The 19,402-nt window shown below is 70.9% G+C and carries 15 protein-coding genes; 11 read left to right on the forward strand and 4 right to left on the reverse strand.

Annotated elements, in window-relative coordinates; genetic code table 11:
• Window positions 1–104: 104 nt before the first annotated feature.
• The 7 genes from ACFQ6S_RS02120 (at window position 105) to ACFQ6S_RS02150 (ending at window position 7,775) form a co-directional block, all read left to right on the forward strand.
• Window positions 105–932 carry an FAD binding domain-containing protein gene (locus ACFQ6S_RS02120; RefSeq protein WP_383402087.1) on the forward strand — a complete coding sequence of 276 codons (828 nt, stop codon included), beginning with the start codon at window positions 105–107 and terminating at the stop codon, window positions 930–932.
• On the forward strand, window positions 929–3,655 hold the full coding sequence (locus ACFQ6S_RS02125; protein ID WP_383402089.1) for a molybdopterin-dependent oxidoreductase: 2,727 nt from the start codon (window positions 929–931) through the stop codon (window positions 3,653–3,655). Before ACFQ6S_RS02120 ends, ACFQ6S_RS02125 begins: the two co-directional genes overlap by 4 nt.
• Window positions 3,652–4,626 carry an antibiotic biosynthesis monooxygenase gene (locus tag ACFQ6S_RS02130; RefSeq protein ID WP_383402092.1) on the forward strand — a complete coding sequence of 325 codons (975 nt, stop codon included), beginning with the start codon at window positions 3,652–3,654 and terminating at the stop codon, window positions 4,624–4,626. Before ACFQ6S_RS02125 ends, ACFQ6S_RS02130 begins: the two co-directional genes overlap by 4 nt.
• A gap of 222 nt (window positions 4,627–4,848) precedes the next feature.
• Window positions 4,849–6,264 carry a DEAD/DEAH box helicase gene (locus tag ACFQ6S_RS02135; RefSeq protein WP_383402095.1) on the forward strand — a complete coding sequence of 472 codons (1,416 nt, stop codon included), beginning with the start codon at window positions 4,849–4,851 and terminating at the stop codon, window positions 6,262–6,264.
• Between the two features lie 89 nt (window positions 6,265–6,353).
• A complete protein-coding gene (locus tag ACFQ6S_RS02140) occupies window positions 6,354–6,596 on the forward strand; it encodes a DUF5302 domain-containing protein (RefSeq protein ID WP_383402098.1) in 243 nt (80 codons plus the stop codon).
• 367 nt (window positions 6,597–6,963) lie between these two features.
• A complete protein-coding gene (gene panD, locus ACFQ6S_RS02145) occupies window positions 6,964–7,386 on the forward strand; it encodes an aspartate 1-decarboxylase (RefSeq protein WP_147998616.1) in 423 nt (140 codons plus the stop codon).
• A gap of 44 nt (window positions 7,387–7,430) precedes the next feature.
• A complete protein-coding gene (locus ACFQ6S_RS02150) occupies window positions 7,431–7,775 on the forward strand; it encodes a GNAT family N-acetyltransferase (RefSeq protein ID WP_383402102.1) in 345 nt (114 codons plus the stop codon).
• A 490-nt stretch (window positions 7,776–8,265) separates the two neighbouring features.
• Here ACFQ6S_RS02150 and ACFQ6S_RS02155 read toward each other — a convergent pair whose 3' ends face one another.
• The 3 genes from ACFQ6S_RS02155 to gndA form a co-directional block, all read right to left on the reverse strand.
• Window positions 8,266–9,858, reverse strand: a complete 1,593-nt coding sequence (locus tag ACFQ6S_RS02155) for an alpha/beta fold hydrolase (protein WP_383402105.1) — start codon at window positions 9,856–9,858, stop codon at window positions 8,266–8,268.
• On the reverse strand, window positions 9,855–11,114 hold the full coding sequence (locus ACFQ6S_RS02160; protein WP_383404272.1) for an alpha/beta fold hydrolase: 1,260 nt from the start codon (window positions 11,112–11,114) through the stop codon (window positions 9,855–9,857). The genes ACFQ6S_RS02155 and ACFQ6S_RS02160 overlap by 4 nt, the downstream gene beginning before the upstream one ends.
• Before the next feature lie 728 nt (window positions 11,115–11,842).
• Entirely contained in the window at window positions 11,843–13,282 is a 1,440-nt protein-coding gene (gndA, locus tag ACFQ6S_RS02165; protein WP_383402108.1) for an NADP-dependent phosphogluconate dehydrogenase, read from the reverse strand.
• Window positions 13,283–13,572: 290 nt separating this feature from the next.
• On the opposite strand from gndA, the gene ACFQ6S_RS02170 reads away from it, so the two are divergent.
• On the forward strand, window positions 13,573–14,730 hold the full coding sequence (locus tag ACFQ6S_RS02170) for a peptidoglycan DD-metalloendopeptidase family protein (protein WP_383402111.1): 1,158 nt from the start codon (window positions 13,573–13,575) through the stop codon (window positions 14,728–14,730).
• On the opposite strand, the gene ACFQ6S_RS02175 is transcribed toward ACFQ6S_RS02170, so the two are convergent.
• Window positions 14,720–15,877 (reverse strand): DMT family transporter, encoded by a 1,158-nt coding sequence (locus ACFQ6S_RS02175; protein ID WP_383402114.1) that lies wholly within the window; start codon window positions 15,875–15,877, stop codon window positions 14,720–14,722. The two genes, ACFQ6S_RS02170 and ACFQ6S_RS02175, sit on opposite strands and share 11 nt — an antisense overlap.
• 210 nt (window positions 15,878–16,087) lie before the next feature.
• On the opposite strand from ACFQ6S_RS02175, the gene ACFQ6S_RS02180 reads away from it, so the two are divergent.
• The 3 genes from ACFQ6S_RS02180 to glgC are packed head-to-tail and all read left to right on the forward strand — an operon-like array spanning window position 16,088 to window position 19,305.
• Window positions 16,088–16,843 (forward strand): (2Fe-2S)-binding protein, encoded by a 756-nt coding sequence (locus ACFQ6S_RS02180; protein WP_383404274.1) that lies wholly within the window; start codon window positions 16,088–16,090, stop codon window positions 16,841–16,843.
• 38 nt (window positions 16,844–16,881) lie between these two features.
• Window positions 16,882–18,033 (forward strand): glycogen synthase, encoded by a 1,152-nt coding sequence (gene glgA / locus ACFQ6S_RS02185; protein ID WP_383402117.1) that lies wholly within the window; start codon window positions 16,882–16,884, stop codon window positions 18,031–18,033.
• A 51-nt stretch (window positions 18,034–18,084) separates the two neighbouring features.
• Window positions 18,085–19,305 carry a glucose-1-phosphate adenylyltransferase gene (glgC, locus tag ACFQ6S_RS02190; protein WP_383402120.1) on the forward strand — a complete coding sequence of 407 codons (1,221 nt, stop codon included), beginning with the start codon at window positions 18,085–18,087 and terminating at the stop codon, window positions 19,303–19,305.
• Window positions 19,306–19,402: the final 97 nt, after the last annotated feature.

Below are 19,402 nucleotides of genomic sequence, written 5' to 3' on the forward strand. Positions count from 1 at the left end.
GGAGCGGGATGGCGGCCAATACCTGCTGGATCGGCAGGAATCTACTCCAACAGTGCCTGTGGACATTGCCTTGCCGCATGTCCGTTCTCCCGTAGGCCGGTTTCATGGACCTCAACACCATCACCGGAGTGATCAGGCGACCGTCCGAGCGGCCGGGCCTGGACTGGCACGAGGGTGACGCCTGGCTCGCGGGCGGAACATGGCTCTATTCCACGGAACAGCCGGACCTGCGACGGCTGATCGACCTGACGGCGTTGCGCTGGGAGCCCCTTGTCCCGACGGACAAAGGCCTGGAGATCAGCGCCACCTGCACCATTCGCGACCTGTACGCCTTCCCATGTCCGGAGGGCTGGACCGCCGGAACTCTTTTCCGGAAGAGCTGTGAGGCATTCCTGTCCTCGTTCAAGGTCTGGAACGCGGCGACCGTCGGCGGGAACATCTGCATGTCCTTGCCCGCCGGCCCGATGATCACGTTGACGGTCGCATTGGAGGCGCAGTACGAACTGTGGGCGCCCGATGGCTCCGTGCGCCTCGTCGACGCCCTCGATTTCGTCACAGGCGACCACCGCAACGTTCTCGCCCCCGGGGAGGTCCTTCGGCGCATCACCGTTCCGCAGCACGCGCTGCGCAAACGCACCGCGCACCGTCGCTTCACGCTGACCCGGCTCGGCCGTTCGACGGTGTTCCTCGTCGGCACCCAACGGCCGGGAGCGAGTGACCTGCTGCTCACCGTCACAGCCGGTACCACGCGGCCGATCCGCATCGCCTTCGACTCCCCGCCCGATGTCCGGACCCTGCGCCAGAGCATCGACTCCCTGCCGGCCGACGTCTGGTACGCCGATCCCAACGGAACCCCCGACCACCGCCGGCATCTGACACGGCACTTCGCCGAAGAGATCTGCCGCGAGCTCACGGCTGGGGACCTGACATGAGCTACACCGTGAACGGCAGGGAATTCGACCGGGAACCGGCCCCCGGCCAATGTCTGCGCACCTTCCTGCGCGAACTCGGTCACTTCGGCGTCAAGAAGGGCTGCGATGCCGGCGACTGCGGCGCCTGCACGGTGTGGCTGGACGGCACACCGGTACACAGCTGCATCACCCCCGCGTTTCGCGCGGACGGCCGTGAAGTGACCACGATCGAGGGCCTCGGACGGCCCGGCGCCCCGCACCCCATGCAGCGGCAGTTCGAGGACGCTCCGGGATTCCAGTGCGGTTTCTGCACCGCAGGGATGATCATGACCTCGGCGACCTTCACCGAGGAGCAGAAGGCGGACCTGCCACGGGCGTTGAAGGGCAACCTCTGCCGCTGCACCGGATACCGGGCGATCGAGGACGCCGTGAAGGGCGTCGGCGCGGTGGAGACGGCGGCACCCGGCAAGGCCGTCGGTACGAGCGTCGGGGCGCCGGCGGGGCACGACGTGGTCACAGGTCACGCCGAGTTCACCATGGACACACGGATCGAGGGCCTGCTGCACCTCAAGGTGCTGCACTCACCCCACGCGCACGCGCGGATCCTCTCGATCGACAAGAGCGCCGCCCTCGCGGTGCCCGGCGTGCACCGGGTCTACACCTGGGAGGACGTGCCCAGCAGACGCTTCACCACGGCGATCCACACCGACCACCTGGTCGACCCGGACGACACGTACATCCTCGACGACACGGTGCGCTTCGCCGGCCAGCGCGTCGCCGCGGTCCTGGCCGACACGGTCGGGGCGGCCGAGGAGGGCTGCCGGCGTCTCACGGTCGAGTACGAGGTGCTGCCGGCGGTGTTCGAGCCCGAGGCCGCGATGGCCGACGGCGCACCCCAACTGCATGGCTCGCACGATCCGTTCGTCCGCGACCCCGCCCACAACATCCTGCTCGAACTCCACTCGCACATCGGCGACGTCGAGGCGGGATTCGCCGCGGCCGACGTGATCCACGAAGGCACCTACTTCTCACCGCGGGTGCAGCACGCGCATCTGGAGACGCACGGTTCCCTCGCCTGGATGGAGGACGGCCGGCTGAACGTCCGCACCAGTTCGCAGTCACCGTCGATCGCGAAGGTCAAGCTGGAGTACCTGTTCGCGCTGCGCCCGGACCAGCTGAGGGTGTTCTGCAAGCGCGTCGGCGGCGGATTCGGCGGAAAGCAGGAGGTGATCGCCGAGGACCTGGTCGCGCTCGCCACCCTGGACACCCGGCGGCCCACCTGTCTCGAGTACACCCGTGAGGAGGAGTTCAGCACGGCCTCGCCGCGGCATCCGATGACCCTGACGGTCAAGCTCGGCGCGAAGGCCGACGGAACGCTCACCGCCCTCCAGGTGCGCAACGTGTCGAACACCGGGGCCTACGGCAATCACGGCGGCGAAACGCTGTACGCGGGCGGAGCCGCCGTCATGATCTATCGCTGCCCCAACAAGAAGTACGACGCGTGCTCCGTCTACACGAACACCGTGCCGAGCGGGGCGCTGCGAGGCTACGGGATGACACAGCCGGCGTTCGCCGTGGAGTCGGCGATGGACGAACTGGCCCGCGCCCTGCACATCGACCCGGTGGAACTACGACGGCGCAACATCGTGCGGCCGGGCGAGCCCCTGGTCGCCCTGCATGACGGCCCCGACGACGTGATCTTCACCGAGGACGGTCTCGCCAAGTGCATGGACCTGGTCCACGACGCCCTCGCCCGCTCGGCCGACCGGCCGCCTCCCGGCCCCGAGTGGCTCGTCGGAGCGGGCGTGGCGAGTTCCCTGCACGAGACCGCGCCCCCGACCGAACACCTCTCCGAGGCCTGGGTCACCCTCGGCGACGACCTCATCTACGAACTGGCCGTCGGAACCTGCGAGTTCGGGGAGGGAACCTCCACGGCCCATGTCCAGATCGCAGCCGACCAGCTCGGCACGACGCCCTCGCGGATCCGTCTGGTGCAGTCCGACACCGACCGCACGGGATTCGACACCGGTGCCTTCGCGAGCGCGGGCCTCTTCGTGGCGGGCAACGCGGTGCTGCGGGCGGCCAGTGCCGTGCGCGACCGCATCCTGCACTTCGCCGCGGCGCACACGGGCGTACATGTCGTGATGTGCACGATGGACGACGACGGTGTCGTCTGCGAGGACCGGCGGGTGTCGCTGGCCGAACTCGTCGCGCTGGCCCGGACGCGTGGAATCCGTTTCACCGCCGCGCGCAAGGCGTACGGCTCCCCCCGGAGCGTCACCTCCAATACGCAGGGGTTCCGGGTCGCCGTGCATCGCGTGACGGGTGAGATACGGATCCTGCACAGCGTGCATGCGGCGGACGCCGGGGTGATCATCAACCCGGCGCAGGTCCGGGGACAGATAGAGGGCGGTGTAGCCCAGGGAATCGGCTTTGCGCTGACCGAGAACCATCACGTCGACGACAGCGGCGTCATGGTCAACCCGAACCTTCGGAACTACCGCATCCCCGCCTACGCCGACGTCCCCCGCACCGAGGTCCTCCTGGTGGGCTCGACCGATTCGGTGGGGCCCATGCGGGCGAAGGGAATGGCGGAGTGCTGTATCAACCCGGTGGCCCCCGCGCTCGCGAACGCGGTGCATGACGCCACGGGGGTCCGCTACCGGGCGCTGCCGCTGACTCCGGAACGCATTTACGGCCGGCTCCCCGCGGAGCAGTCGCTGTCGACAGGTCGAGCCCCATGAACACCGAAAAGAACGTGGCCGCCGCGGCGACGGCGATCATCGGTCAGAAGGTCCTGCCCGACTTGGAACGGGAGTACGAGTCGTGGCAGGAGGACCTCAACGCGGCAGCCGCCTACTATCCCGGTTTCCTCGGCGCCGAGATCTCTCCGCCGACAGCGGTGCAACCCGATTGGGTCGTCGTGTACCGGTTCGACTCGGTCGCGCATCTGCAGGCGTGGATCAACAGCGGGACCAGACAGACCTATCTCGACGCCGGCGCCAAGTACTTCGACGGTCCGGCGACCCAGCAGGTGGTCAGCAGCGGCACCCAGTCACTGGATCCGCTGGTCACCGTGGTGGTCACCCACCGCGTCCCGCCGAACCAGGTCGACGACTTCCTCGACTGGCAGCACCACATGATCCAGGAGGAGAGCAAGTTCGACGGGTTTCGCGGGACCGAGCTCTTCCGCCCCATCGAGGGGCTTCAGGAGGAATGGACCACGCTGTACCGCTACGACAGCGCCGAGCACCTCGACGCCTGGCTGACGTCGCCCCAACGGCAGGAGGTCCTGGCCGAGGGCGAGAAGTTCAGCGAATTCAAGCTGCACACCATCGACAATTCGTTCGGCAGCTGGTTCGCCTTCGAGGGCAACGGCAAGGAGACACCGCCGCCGCCCTCCGAGACCAGGACCTCCCTCGCCATCTGGGTCGGCCTGTACCCGACCGTCGTGCTGCTGACGCTTGCTCTGTCGCCGCTGGGGATGCCGCTCTGGATCGGCCTGCTCGTCGGCAACCTGCTGTCGAGTTTCATCATGAGCTTCCTGACCATGCCCTACTACGTGAACCCCCTGCTCGGGCGTTGGCTGCGCCCGCCCTCGAAGCAACGGGCGGCAAGAGCCAACCTCCGTGGCCTCGCTGTCGTCGCTGTGGCCATGGCCTTCTGGGCCGTCGTCTTCTACCTCGTCACGGTCCGGTTCTGGACGCTGCCGTGAGCGGCGACCGCACGGACGATCGACCGGCGACGGACCGTCGGGCTGCGTCGGGTGATCGTTGTGGGGGGCGATCGGTACCGGCGCGATGTGATGCCTTGTGTTAGTGTGACGCGTTTGCGTGGTCGTCGCGGTGGGCGATTCTGCCGGTTCGGTTCCGCTTGTGCGTGGGCTGTTCAACCCTGCCGGGCCTTCCTCGGAATGTCCCCCTGCGGAAGGCTGTTCATGAAGCACCCCGACCACGCCGCCATCGCTCACGGCGGTCCCGCCCCGTCCGAGGCCACGACTCCGGCGCTGCCCCCGGCCGTCTCCTTCGCCGGCTTGAAACTGCCGGTGGAGGTGCTGCGGACACTGAGCGGACTAGGGGTGCGCGAACCCTTTCCGATCCAGGCCGCCACATTGCCTGATGCCCTGGAGGGGCGCGACGTCCTGGGCCGCGGGCGCACCGGATCGGGCAAGACGCTCGCCTTCGGCCTGCCGCTGCTGACACGTACGGCCGGGCGGCGCGCCGAACCGAAGCAGCCCCTCGCTCTGATCCTTGTGCCCACCCGGGAGCTGGCCCAACAGGTCACCCAGGAGCTGACGCCGTACGCCGAGGCACTGCGGCTGCGGATGGCCACGGTCGTCGGCGGCATGTCGATCGGCCGACAGGTCGGCGCGCTGCGCCAGGGAGCCGAGGTGGTCGTCGCCACCCCCGGACGCCTGCACGACCTGATCGAGCGCAACGCCTGCCGCCTGGGACGGGTGAGGATCACCGTGCTGGACGAGGCCGACCAGATGTGCGACTTGGGATTTCTGCCGCAGGTTGCCGACGTGCTCGACCAGGTGCACCCCGACGGTCAGCGGATGCTCTTCTCGGCCACTCTCGATCGCGACGTCGATCAGCTGGTCCGCCGCTACCTCCGCGACCCCGTCGTCCACTCGGTCGACCCGTCCGCGGGCACCGTCTCGACGATGGAGCACCACGTTCTGGTCGTCCACGGCCCTGACCGCTACGCCGTCACCACGGAGATCGCCGCCCGCGACGGCCGCGTACTGCTGTTCCTCGACACCAAGCACGCCGTCGACCTGCTCACCCGGCATCTGCGGGCCAGCGGGGTGCACGCCGGGGCCCTGCACAGCGGCAAGTCCCAGCCGCAGCGCACCCGGACCCTGGCGCAGTTCAAGAACGGCCAGATCACCGTTCTGGTGGCGACCAATGTCGCGGCCCGTGGCCTGCACGTCGACGACCTCGATCTCGTGGTCAACGTCGACCCGCCCACCGACCCCAAGGACTACGTGCACCGGGCCGGCCGCACCGCCCGCGCCGGTGAGTCCGGCAGCGTGGTCACGCTCGTGCTGGCGGGCCAGCGCCGCGAGACGAGCCGCATGATGGCCGGGGCCGGCATCGAGCCGACCGTCACCAAGGTGCGCTCGGGCGAGGCGGAACTGAGCCGGATCACCGGCGCCAAGGCTCCCTCCGGCACCCCGCTCGACGGCGGGCCCGCCGTTCCCCGGCCCAAGAACAGCAACGCTCCTTTCCGCGGCCTCGGCACCAGCAAGGACACCTCCCGAGGCGCCGGCGGCAAGTCCCGAAAGGCCGGGGAGGCCCGCAAGCTGGCCGAGGCCCGCAAAGCCGCACTCGTGCGTCGCAACGGCTGAGAGCCGTTGCCCTGTGATGTTGCCGGCGTCCCGCACTGCGCCCGGCATGACAAGCTGTGCTGGCCCACTCCCGAACCCAGGAGGTCACCATGACCGCAGAGCCCGCAGCTACGGAAGGTTCGGAGTCGCCTGCCCCCGAGACGTCCCCTGTGGCGCCGGACAGCGACGGCAACTACGACCTCAAGCGCAAGTTCCGTGAAGCCCTGGCGCGCAAGCGCGGTGCGCAGGCGGACGCGGCCGATGTTGCCGCCAACCCGGATGCGTCGAAGGTGCGTGCGGCGCACGGCCCGGCTGCGAGCCAGCGGTCGTTCAGGCGTAAGAGCGGCGGCTGAGTCTGATCAGTCCCGCGGCCCTGCTGCTTCAGCGGCAGTCTGCGCGCTGTCCGCTCGCGCGCGGCCGGTGCCGTGGCCCGCAACGTGCGCATATCCGTGTGCGCGTTGCGGGCGAGGCGTAGCCGGCGGTCTCGCCTGGCATCGCGTCCGCACCCTTTGGCACGCCATCGTCACGTGACCGGGCTCTCAGTGCGGTCCGGAGCACCGTTGCGTACCCTTATCCCGCCTGTTGACCTGGACAGTGCCCCCGGGACGTCTCCACGTCCACCTGGCACAGGATCAGGAAACCGAGTCAGCCGATGTAGGGTGAAAAACCGCCCTTGACCTGCAAGAGCAGGCAGGGAGCCGAACTGCAGGAGCGCCCCAGATGCTGCGTACTCTATTCAAGTCCAAGATCCATCGCGCCACGGTCACCCAGGCCGACCTGCACTACGTGGGATCGGTGACCATCGACGCCGATCTGCTCGACGCCGCAGATCTGCTGCCCGGCGAGCTCGTGCACATCGTCGACATCACCAACGGCGCCCGTCTGGAGACCTACGTCATCGAGGGCGAGCGGGGCTCCGGAGTCGTCGGGATCAACGGGGCCGCCGCCCACCTCGTGCACCCCGGCGACCTCGTGATCATCATCAGCTACGCTCAGATGACCGACGCCGAGGCGCGGGAGTTCGAGCCGCGGGTCGTGCACGTGGACGGTGCCAACCGGATCGTGGCCCTGGGCGCCGACCCGTCCGAGCCCGTGCCGGGTTCGGACCAGGAGCGCAGCCCACAGGCCGTGCCGGTGGCCTGATCGCCGCGCTCGACCCAGACGGAAGACGGACCAGGGAGCGAGCCATGAGCGACATCGAGATCCGCGACGACCGGGCGGCGGGCCGCCTGGAGGCCTTCCAGGGCGACGAAGTCACCGGCCACATCGAGTACTTCGTCCTCGAATCTCCGGCGCGCGCCCTCGTCCCCGTCCACACCATCGTGAAGCCGGCCCACGAGGGGAAGGGCATCGCGGGCTCCCTGGCACGTGAGCTGTACGGCATGGCGGCGCGTGAGGGAGTCGTCGTGGCTCCGCTGTGCCCGTATGTCGTGAAGTGGGCGGAGCGGCACCCCGACGAGGCCCCGGCCGCCGATCCCGAGCTGCTGGAGGCGGCGATGGACTGGCTGCGGGAGCACCCCGAGCGGTTCTGACGGAGGGCGGTTTGTCGCGGGGGAGGTTCCGGCGAGGTTGTGGCCGGCCAGGGCCGTCTCCGAAGGGCCCACTTGGACGCCCGCAGTGGCACGGGTGAGTGACTGGTGGCGCGGCCATCGGGTACGCGGGGGAGTAGTCCAGAGCCGATGCCACGGACTGGCTGGAGGACACCATGACCAACCCGTTTCCGGACCCGGTCCATCCGGGACCGACACCGAGCCCGGAGCCGCCGCCCCCGGAGCCGCCGCACCCTGAGCCACACCCGGTCCCGCCCCCGGAGCCCTCGCCGGCTCCCGAGCCGCCCGCACCGGGACCACCGGCACCCGGACCGACCCCGGGTCCGCCCCCGACCCCAGGGCCTCCGCCGGGCCCGGGCCCGACACCGCCTCCGCCGGCGCCCCCGCCCCCCGGGCCCTCCCCGTCACCGATTCCGCCGGGACCGGAGCCGGTGCCGAGCCCCGAGCCCGGGCCGCCGCTCACCTGAGCGCGCTACGGCGCGATCTCGAACCGGGGCGGCTGGACGCCTGCGAGGCACGACCTGTTCGGCGAGCTCGGGGAGTTGAAGAACGAGACGGTGATCGCTCGCGCGCACGGCGACTCGGCGAAGGCGACATGAGCGACGTAGGGAACCGTGACGGCGATGGACCGGCTCAGCGTCCGCGCGGCGTAGGCCCCGTTGCTCGCGCCGGTCTGGGCGTCGAACCCGGCTGACATGACGAGCGTCGGGATGTTGCTGTACGTCACGTTCCTGATCGAGCGCGGGGCCGGGGGGACGCGCCAGGCACGGCAGTCCGCGTGCAGGAACGGGAGCTGCGGGGCGTTGGCCAGGACCGAGCGGGGGAACGAAGGGAACGCGCGCCGCCCCGCCCGGATCACGTCGGCCTCGCTCTCGTACGGTGTCCACTCGCTGCAGAAGACGCCGTAGGCGAGACCGTGGGCGAGTCTGCCGATGGCCTGGGGGCTGAGCTTTCCGCCCGCCCACTGCTGGGCGATCCGCTGCGGGTTGCCGTGGGCCAGCTCGTCGATGGAGCGGGGTACCCCGGCCGCCACGTGGGTGGCGGAGGTCAGCCAGTTCACCAGGACTCCGCCGTCCAGCACGACCCTCACCGGCGTCGGGCGGCCCGGGACCGTGACGGTGGTGCTGATCGGGCGGGCTTCGAGCCGGCGCACGAGCCGCTCGAAGGTGCTCTGCAGATTCGGGTAGCGGCGGTTGCAGGAGGGCTGCCGCGCGCAGGCCCTGAACAGACCGTCGAAGCCCTGGCGGGCGGCGCTCCAGGTCAGGCTCGCCCCGGCCAGGGACGGCGGCAGGACACCGTCGATGCCGACCGACCGGATGCCCTGCGGGAACTTGCGCATGTAGGTCAGAGCGAGGTCGGTGCCGTAGGAGATGCCGAACACGTTCCACCAACGGATGCCCAGCGCGAGGCGCAGGTCGGCGTAGTCGGCGGCGCTCTCGGCGGTGTTGTAGGCGGGGAGGTCGGCCCCGCGGCGTGCCAGTTGATCGCGGCAGGTCCGCGTCGCCTGGACGTGCAGCCGTCCGGTGGACGGGGCGCCGTAGACCAGGCCGAGCGAGCGGGCGTTGAACTCGTCGATGTTCGGGCAGGTCAGCGCCGGGTCGGCCGAGTAGGTACCGCGCTGGGACATGAAGATCACGTCCCGGTCGCGGTTCAGTCCGCCGTCGATCGCCAGCTGGGCCTCGGAGACGGCGTCGTCCCCTGGTCCGCCGGCGAACCAGACGATCGGGTCGGACGCCCGTCGGCTGGTGGCGGCCCGCACGATCGCGACTCCGAGGGTGATCTTCCGCCCCGTGGGACGGGAGCGGTTCTCGGGCACGGTGAGCGTGCCGCAGTAGGCCCTTTCCAGCGCGGGGATCGGGTCCGCGGTCCTCGGGCAGGGGCCGGGCACGAAGCGGGCGTGGCCCACGGTGCGGGCGACCGTGCCGACCGGTGCTCCGGAGTCGTCATCGGCACGGGCGGGTGCGGCGGCGAGCCCGGCGACGAGGAGGCCGGCGGTGGCTGCGGCCAGCGTGGCCGGGAGCCGTCTTGCGGTGCGCGGGTGGTGGGACGAACGGTCGGACATCATGCGGTCTCCGGGGTCGGGGTGATGGTGAACGGCTTCGGCGCGAGTCCCGCCACACAGCGGGTGTCGGGCGCGAGCGGACGCACGAGGAAGGAGGCCAGGACCTGCTGTGCGCAGGGTGACTGCGGGACCACCCAGTGGCCGATTCCGGGAATCCGCACCGTGGTCGACCGGGTCAGCGTCCGGGCCGCGTAGGCGCCCCAGCGCGCCCCGGTCTTCGCGTCGAAGGTTCCGGAGAGCACGAGCGAGGGCACCGCGCTGGTGGTCGTCACCCGCTGGAGGGCGGTGCGGTCCGGGACGCTCCAGGCGCGGCACACGTCGTACTCGAAGGGAAGCTGCGGTGCCTGGGCCAGGACCGAGTCCGGCCACCCGGGGAAGGCCCGGCGTCCCGCCCGCAGCAGGTCGGCCCGCGAATAGCCCGGCACCCACTCGCTGCAGGCCACCGACTGCGTCAGGCCGTGCGCGAACTCGCCGATGACGGGCGTGGCACCGGCGGCCCGGGCCCGCGCGAAGCGTGTCGGGTTTCCGTGGGCGAGCTCGTCGAGCGCCGCGGGGACATCGACGGCAGGTACGGCGTTGCCGACCAGCAGATTGACCAGCGCGCCCCCGTCGAGGACGACCGTCACCGAGGGGCCGCCCGCCGGCGGCTGCGCCATCAGCCTCAGGGGCCGGGCCTCCAGCCGCCGGACCTGCTGCGTCAGCACACGCCGGAGGTTCGGGTAGCGGTTCTTGCAGCGCGGCTGTGCCGCACACGCCGCGAAGATCGTGTTGATCCCCTCACTGGCGCTGTCCCACGTCCACGGCAGGCTGACGATCTGCGGGGGCACGACCGAGTCGATCGCGACCGAGCGAACACCCTGGGGGTGCCGGCGCAGATAGGTGAGGGCCAGGTCCGTGCCGTACGAGTACCCGTAGACGTTCCACCGGTCGATGCGCAGCGCCCTGCGCAGGTCGGCGAAGTCCGCTGCGTTCTCGGTGGTGTTGTAGGCGCTCAGCTCCACTCCGCGGGCCGTGACGCGCGTGAGGCGGTGCCGGCACTCCTTGGTCGCGCGCACCAGGAGCCGCCCGGTCGACGGCGCGTCGTAGCGCAGCCCCACGGCATCGGCGTAGAAGCGGTCGATCTCCGGGCAGGCGAGATTCGGCTGTGCGTGGAGCGTTCCGCGCTGGGCCATGACGATCAGGTTGCGGTTCCGGTTCACGCCCGAGCCGATCAAGAAGGGAATGTCCCCGATCGCATCGCCCCCGGGACCGCCGGTCATGAACACCACCGGGTCCGCCGCCCGCCTCGAGGAGGCGGCCGGGATGATCGCGACGGTCAGCCGGATGGTCCGCCCGCCGCGCCGGGCGCGGTTCTCGGGGACTTCGAGGACCCCGCACCGCCCCGGAATCGGCTCGGGCGTGTCCGGGCAGGGACCGGGCACGAACCGTGGGGGAGCCGCCCGCCTCGGCTCGCTCAAGGGCGCCGCCACGGCACCGCTCGGCGTCGGGGCGAGCACGGCCAGAAAGGCCAGCGCCGCGACCAGCCCCGCCCCGGTGCGCGCGTCGCGCCTGCGTCTCTGTGCGTGCCCGTACCGCGTCCGCCTTCTCACGGACGCGCCGCTCCCGTGAACGGACGGCAGGCAGCCCGTTCTGATGCCCCACTGCGCCATGTGATCCCGTTTCTCCGACGTTCCCGACACGCCGACGTCGACGACGCCGCGTGGCGCCGCCCGCCACCACAGGCTTCGGCGGGCACGGCGTACGTCAGCCTGAGCGGGCGGACGGACGCCCACCACTCGTGGGCGCCAGTCGGAGCAGTCCGGACCCACCCGGACAGGGGTCCGCCCCGTGCCCGGATCGAGAAACGGGCACGGGGCGGATGGGATCAGGCCAAGGTCCTAGGCCGGGTCCGCAAAGTCCCGCCTGCCCCGCGACGCCTGGCACGTGCTCTCGCCAGACGCCGCGGGGCCCGCCCTCCGGGCGGACGACGGGACTTTGCGGACACGACCTAGGCGGACACCTCCGAACGGTCCCCGCCCCACAGCGTGTGGAACGAGCCGTCCCGGTCGGTGCGCCGGTAGGTGTGCGCACCGAAGAAGTCCCGCTGCCCCTGCGTCAGCGCCGCCGGCAGCCGCTCGGCGCGCAGCGCGTCGTAGTACGCGAGCGCCGCTGCGAAGCCCGGCGTCGGCACGCCCTGCCGGGTCGCGGCGATCAGCACCTCACGCCAGTCGTCCTGGGCGGCCGCGATCTCCTGCGCGAACGTGTCGTCCGACAGCAGGCTGGGCAGGTCGGCGCGGGCGTCGTAGGCGGCGCGGATCCGGTCCAGGAAGGCCGCGCGGATGATGCAGCCGCCGCGCCAGATCGCGGAGACGGCGCCCAGGTCGATGTCCCAGTCGTACTCGCCGCGCGCCGCGTCGATCTCGTGGAAGCCCTGCGTGTACGACACGATCTTCGACGCGTACAGCGCCTGCTCCACCCGGTCGGCGAAGGCCGCGGCCTCCGACTCGCTCAGCGGCGTGGCCGTCGGACCGGCCAGCCCGCGCGAGGCCTCGCGCAGCGCCGCGTGCCCGGACAGGGAGCGGGCGAAGACCGCCTCCGCGATGCCGGACACCGGGACACCCAGGTCGAGCGCGATCTGCACGGTCCACCGCCCCGTGCCCTTCTGCTCGGCCTGGTCGACCACCACGTCCACGAACGGCTTGCCCGTCGCCTCGTCCACGTGCGACAGGACCTCGGCGGTGATCTCGATCAGGTAGGAGTCCAGCCGGCCCTGGTTCCAGGTCCGGAAGATCTCCGCGATCTGCGCGGGCCCGTACCCGGCGACGTCCCGCAGCAGCTGGTACGCCTCGCCGATGAGCTGCATGTCGGCGTACTCGATGCCGTTATGCACCATCTTCACGAAGTGCCCCGCGCCGTCCGGACCGACGTGCGTCACGCACGGCGCGCCGTCCTTCGCCTTCGCGGAGATCTTCTCCAGCATCGGGCCCAGCGAGTCGTACGACTCCTTCGGGCCGCCCGGCATGATGCTCGGCCCGTGCAGCGCGCCCTCCTCGCCGCCCGAGACGCCCATGCCCACGAAGTGGATGCCCTGCTCACGCAGGTCCCGCTCGCGGCGGCGGGTGTCGGCGAAGTGCGCGTTGCCACCGTCGATGATCATGTCGCCGGGCTCCAGCAGCGGAGCGAACTCCTGGATCACCGCGTCGGTCGGCTCACCGGCCTTCACCATGATCACCAGCCGCCGCGGCCGCTCCAGCGCCGCGACGAACTCCTTGGCGGTCTCGGCCGGGATGAAGTCGCCCTCGCTCCCGAACTCCTCCACCAGCGCCCGCGTACGCGCCGGCGTCCGGTTGTGCACCGCGACGGCATAGCCGTTGCGGGCGAAGTTCCGGGCGAGGTTGCGGCCCATGACCGCCAGACCCGTGACGCCGATCTGCGCCGAAGTGCTCATGCGTTGGCTCCTAGTGACCTCGATATAACAGCGGTGCCGGTCATGCCCGCCAGTATTGCCCCTCGTCCATCCTGACGTGCCGGTACTCCGAGCGCACATCCGGGTGGCGCGATGTCGCAGGCACATACGCACGAAACGCCCCGGCGCACTCAGTCGTCACGGGTGTGGGACAACGTGCGCCCCTTCCGCGCCACTTGGCGTGAAGGGGCGGCTGATTTGCTGTCTTGTCATGGCCTGTTCGCAGCGCTTACTTTTGCCCCTCCTGACGCATGTCAATGGGGGGCTCCTTCATGGCCGTACGCGGCCGGCACCGCCGGTACCAGCCGAACAGGATCAACCGCGCCTCACTCACCGTCACCGCGGGCGGCGCCGGGATGGCGCTCCCCCTCATCGGCACCGGTGTCGCGCACGCGGCCGACGTGGACACCTGGAACAAGGTCGCCGCGTGCGAGTCGACCAGCAGGTGGCACGTCAACACCGGCAACGGCTTCTACGGCGGACTGCAGTTCGCCCAGTCGACGTGGGAGGCCTACGGCGGCCCCCGGTACGCGGCGCGCGCGGATCTGGCCACCAAGGACCAGCAGATAGCCGTGGCGGAGAAGGTGCTGGACGGGCAGGGGCCCGGTGCCTGGCCGGTGTGCTCGGTGCGGGCCGGGCTGACTCAGGGCGGGGACACCCCCGACATCCAGCCGGCCGGCACCACGAAGACCCCGAAGAAGACCGGTAAGACCTCCGTCCAGGACGTCCAGCCGCAGACCACGCCCCAGTCGCGGGCGGGCACCGCCGAGATGTACACCGTCGTCCACGGCGACACCCTCTCGGAGATCGCGGAGTCGCAGGAGGTCAAGGGCGGTTGGCGGGGCCTGTACGCCGCGAACCGGAAGGCCATCGGGGCGGACCCCGACCTGATCCTGCCGGGACAGCGACTCGCCCTGCGCGGCAGGACCGCCACGACGACCGAGCCGGCGTCGACCCCGAAGGCCACCCCCAAGTCCACCCCCGGGAAGACATCTTCGGATCGGGACGAGCAGGCGACGAGCAGTCGCTCGCTGGTCGCTCCGGTGAGCGCCGCCACCGGCACGCCGTACCGCAAGGCGGGCGCCTCCTGGTCGAAGGGCTACCACACCGGCGTCGACTTCGCCGTGCCGACCGGCACGTCGGTGAAGTCCGTCGCGGCCGGGCAGGTCGTGAGCGCCGGGTGGGAGGGCTCGTTCGGCTACCAGGTGGTGGTCCGGCACGCCGACGGCCGCTACAGCCAGTACGCCCATCTCTCGGCGATCGCCGTGAAGGACGGGCAGTCGGTGGGTGCCGGGCAGCGCATCGGCCGTTCCGGGTCCACGGGCAACAGCACGGGCCCGCATCTGCACTTCGAGGTGCGGACGGGGCCCGGCTTCGGTTCCGACATCGATCCGGTGGCCTACCTCCGGGCCGGCGGCGTCAGGATTTGACGCGCATCCGATGCCGGTCGAGGACCGGGATCGGGACGTACGGACCGCCGTAGAAGGGGCCGTAGAGGGTCGGAGAGGCGTGGTGGTCGGGATGCGACGGCTCCGCTTCCTCGTACGGTCCCTGCGCGACCTGGGCCGGTATGAGGACGCCGTCGATCCCATCGGGTACGAGGATCTCCTCGCGCTGCGCCGTCGCGACCTGCTCCGGGACACCGCCGAGCAGCTCCGCTGCAGGCATCGCGTCCAGTGCGGGCACCGCGTCCAGGTCGGTCTCGGCCGGTGCCGGCGCGGTGACCGGAACCTCGGCCTCGCTCTCCGTACGCGCGATCCGCTCCGTCGTCAGCAGGATCAGGCCACCCGCCGCGACCACACCGCAGCCCAGGGCGAGCACGGTGCCGGTCGTTCCGTAGCGGAAGGTTTCGCCGAACATCGTTATGCCGACCGCGGCCGCCACCACCGGGTTCACGACCGTCAGCGTGGCCAGCGGCGCCGCGAGTCCCGCGCCCCGGTAGGCGGCCTGGGACAGCAGCAGCCCGGTCGTGGCGAACACGCCGATCGTGGCGAGGGACGGCAGGTCGGCCATGGACACGCCGCCGTTCCAGTCGACGGCGACGATCTTCGTGAACACCGAGGACATGCCGAAGGCGATGCCGGACGCGGTGGCGAGCAGCATGCTGCGCACCGCCGGATGCCGGTGCGCAGCCCGGCCCGCGACCATCAGCGTCACGACGATGGCGCCGGTCACCAGGGCCACGGCCGCCCGCTCGGCGGTGTCCAGCGACTGCGACTCAGAGGTGCCGACCAGCGAGAGCAGCCCGGCGAGGCCGACGGTCGCCATGATGGCGCCGCGCCAGGCCGTCGAGCCGGCTTTGCGACCCACGAAGAGCGCCGCCATCGGCAGCGCGAACACGATCGTCAGCGCGCCCAGCGGCTGCACCAGACTCAGCGGACCGAAAGCCAGCGCCACCACGTGCAGCAGCCCGCCGAGGCCGTTCAGCGCGACCGCCGCCCACCAGCCCGGCCGGCGCATCGGCGCGAACTGCTGACCCGGGGACGACACCGCGACACGCTCCTGCACGATCGCTCCGCCCGCGTAGGCCACCGCGGAGACGAGCGACAGAAGCACGGACAACGCGAGGGCGCTCATGAGCTGCTCCTCTGCGTGAGGCGGGGGCGCTGACCCCGGCGCGGCGATCGGTCGGCTTTCATAGTCAACACGATGCCTCGAAAAGCTCTTCCCGTCGTCGTACCAGAGCACGCACTGTGTCGTACTGCCGATGGAGTACGACGACGGCCAAGTCATCCCCAAGTCGGGTGACCCCGGACGGACACCCCCAGGTGAAGACCCCGAGAGGCCCTGGTACTACTGCTCTTCGTGGACCTCGACCCCGATCTCGCCGCGCTCCGGCCGCTCGGCGGCTTCTTCGTACTACGCACAGGGGGAGAAGCCGTTCGACCCTCGGCGACCCTCGCGCAGGCGTACGCGGAGCCGGTGTCGGAGGCGCACGGCGATGACCTGGGCTTGCGGGTCCGCAAGGTCGCGGACACCCTGCGCGCCCCCGAGTTGCGGATCGCCGCCTCCGTGGCCCAGCAGGGCCTGGCCGCCCGGCTGTGGTCGGTGACCCTCGGCTGCGCCGCCCTCTACGGCCGGATCCCGGACCTGGCCCCGCGTCTGCTGCACTGGGACCCCGACGGCAGCGCCCCGGACGACCTGTGGCTCGCGGAGGTGCGCTCGCTGCCCGCGGACCCGGCCACCGTCGCGGACGCCGTACTGCACGGCCACCTGGAACCGCTGAACGCGGTCCTAGGCGCCCGGTACCGCGTCGCCGCCGGCCTGCTGTGGGGCAACGCGGGATCCGCGCTCGCGGGCGCGGCCCGCCAACTCGACCGGTGGGCTCGCGCCGGCGGCCGTACGGACGCCGCCGCCGGGGCCCGCACCCTGACCGCGGAGCTCTTCACCCACCCGCTGCTCGCCGGTACCGGCACCTTCACCGCAACCGCCTTCCGGCGCCGCAGCTGCTGCCTCTACTACCGTGTGCCCGGCGGCGGAGTGTGCGGTGACTGTTGCTTCACACGAGCCCCGCGCTCTTCCCCGCGCGCCCCATCTGGGTGACCATGAAAGCAACCAGCCGCTGAGACAGGGGGTTCCGGGTGCGAGTGGGACTGCTGACCCGGGAGTACCCGCCGGACGTGTACGGCGGCGCGGGTGTCCATGTCGAGTTCCTCGCCCGGGAGTTGCGGGATCTTGTCGACCTCGAGGTGCACTGCTGGGGCGAGGGCCGCGCGGTCGGCGTCCTGCGCCACCGCCCCTGGTCCGCGCTCGACACCGCCAACGACGCGCTGCGCACCTTCTCCGTGGACCTCGCCATGGCCGCCGGCCTCGAAGGCCGCGAACTCGTCCACTCCCACACCTGGTACGCCAACCTCGCCGGCCACCTCGGCAAACTCCAGTACGGCATCCCGCATGTGATGACCGCACACTCCCTGGAGCCGCTGCGCCCCTGGAAGGCCGAGCAACTCGGGGGCGGATACGCCCTGTCCAGCTGGGCCGAGCGCACCGCGATCGAGACCGCCGACGCGGTGGTCGCCGTCTCCGGCGCCATGCGCGAGGACATCCTCGGCTGCTACCCGGCGCTGGATCCGGGCCGTGTCCACGTCGTGCACAACGGCATCGACACCACCCTCTACCGGCCCGACCACCGCACCGACGTCCTCGCCCGCTTCGGCCTCGACGCCGACCGCCCGTATGTGCTGTTCGTCGGCCGCATCACCCGCCAGAAGGGCGTGCCCCATCTGCTGCGCGCGGTACGGGACATCGACCCCGCGGCGCAGGTCGTGCTGTGCGCGGGCGCCCCCGACACCCCCGAGATCGACCAGGAGTTCCGCGATCTCTACCAGGAACTGAGCCGGGTCCGCGAGGGTGTGCACTGGATCCCGCAGATGCTGCCGCGCCCCGAGGTGATCCAACTTCTCACGCACGCCGCCGTGTTCGTCTGCCCTTCGGTGTACGAACCCCTCGGCATCGTCAACCTGGAGGCGATGGCCTGCGGAACTCCCGTGGTGGCCTCGCAGGTCGGCGGCATTCCCGAGGTCGTCGACGACGGCAAGACCGGCCTGCTCGTCCCGCTGGACGACGGGTTCGAGGCGGGCCTCGCGCGGGCGCTGGACTCGGTGATCGGTGACCCGGAGACGGCCCGGCGGATGGGCGAGGCCGGACGGGAGCGCGCGGTGGGGGAGTTCGGCTGGGACGCGGTGGCGCGGCGGACGGTGCGGCTCTACCGGGAGATCCTCAAACAGGCTTAGTGCGCACTGCTGAGGGGCAGGCTGGGATCAACCACGGTGAGGGGAGCGGCCATGCGTCGTGGCGGACCTTCGGTGCTCGGAATCGTACTCGCGGGCGGAGAAGGCAAACGCCTGATGCCCCTGACCGCAGACCGCGCGAAACCAGCGGTCACCTTCGGCGGAACGTATCGCCTCGTGGACTTCGTCCTCTCCAATCTCGTCAACGGCGACATCCTGCGCATCTGCGTCCTCACGCAGTACAAGTCGCATTCCCTGGACCGCCACATCACCACGACCTGGCGCATGTCCAGCCTGCTCGGCAACTACGTCACCCCGGTCCCGGCCCAGCAGCGGCTCGGACCCCGCTGGTACCTGGGCAGCGCGGACGCGATCCTGCAGTCTCTGAACCTGATCTACGACGAACGGCCCGAGTACGTCGCGGTGTTCGGCGCCGACCACGTGTACCGCATGGACCCGCGCCAGATGCTCGCGCAGCACATCGAGAGCGGCGCGGGCGTCACGGTGGCGGGCATACGCGTGCCGCGCGTCGAATCGTCGTCCTTCGGCGTGATCAGCCCCGGCTCGGACGGCCTGACGGTGGAGCGCTTCCTGGAGAAGCCGGCCGACCCGCCCGGTCTGCCGGACGACCCCGAGTGCGTCTTCGCCTCGATGGGCAACTACATCTTCACCACCAAGGCGCTCGTCGAGGCGCTCCAGCGGGACGCCGAGGACCAGAACTCCGTGCATGACATGGGCGGTTCGATCCTGCCCCAGCTCACCGACCGGGGCGAGGCCCAGCTGTACGACTTCAGCGCCAACCACGTCCCCGGCGAGACCACCCGCGACCAGGGCTACTGGCGTGACGTCGGCACGATGGACGCGTACTACGACGCGCACATGGACCTCATCGCCGAGCGCCCGGCCTTCAACCTCTACAACCGCAGCTGGCCCGTCTACACCCACTCCAACCAGCTCTCCCCGGCCCGCTTCAACGCGGGCGGCATGGCGAGCGAGTCCATCATCAGCGCCGGCTGCCTGATCCGCGGACAGGTCACGCGGTCCGTGCTCTCGCCGGGTGTGGTGGTCGACCCCGGGGCGGTGGTGCAGGGCGCGGTGCTGCACGACAACGTGCGCATAGGACGGGGCGCGGTGGTGCGGGGGGCCGTGCTCGACAAGAACGTCGAGGTGCCCCCGGGCGCGACGATCGGCGTCAACCCGGAGCGGGACGCGGAGCTGTACACCGTCTCCAAGGGCGGGGTGATCGCGCTGGGGAAGGGGCAGCGGGTGCCGTAGTGGGGGGGGGAGAAGGGGGGAGACAACGCGACTCCCGCCCGCCCCCTCCCCCCCCGCCCTCCCCAGCTGCAAACCCCACCCCCATAGCTCCGTCGGC

Source organism: Streptomyces sp. NPDC056479 (assembly GCF_042795335.1).
Taxonomy (GTDB): Bacteria; Actinomycetota; Actinomycetes; order Streptomycetales; family Streptomycetaceae; genus Streptomyces.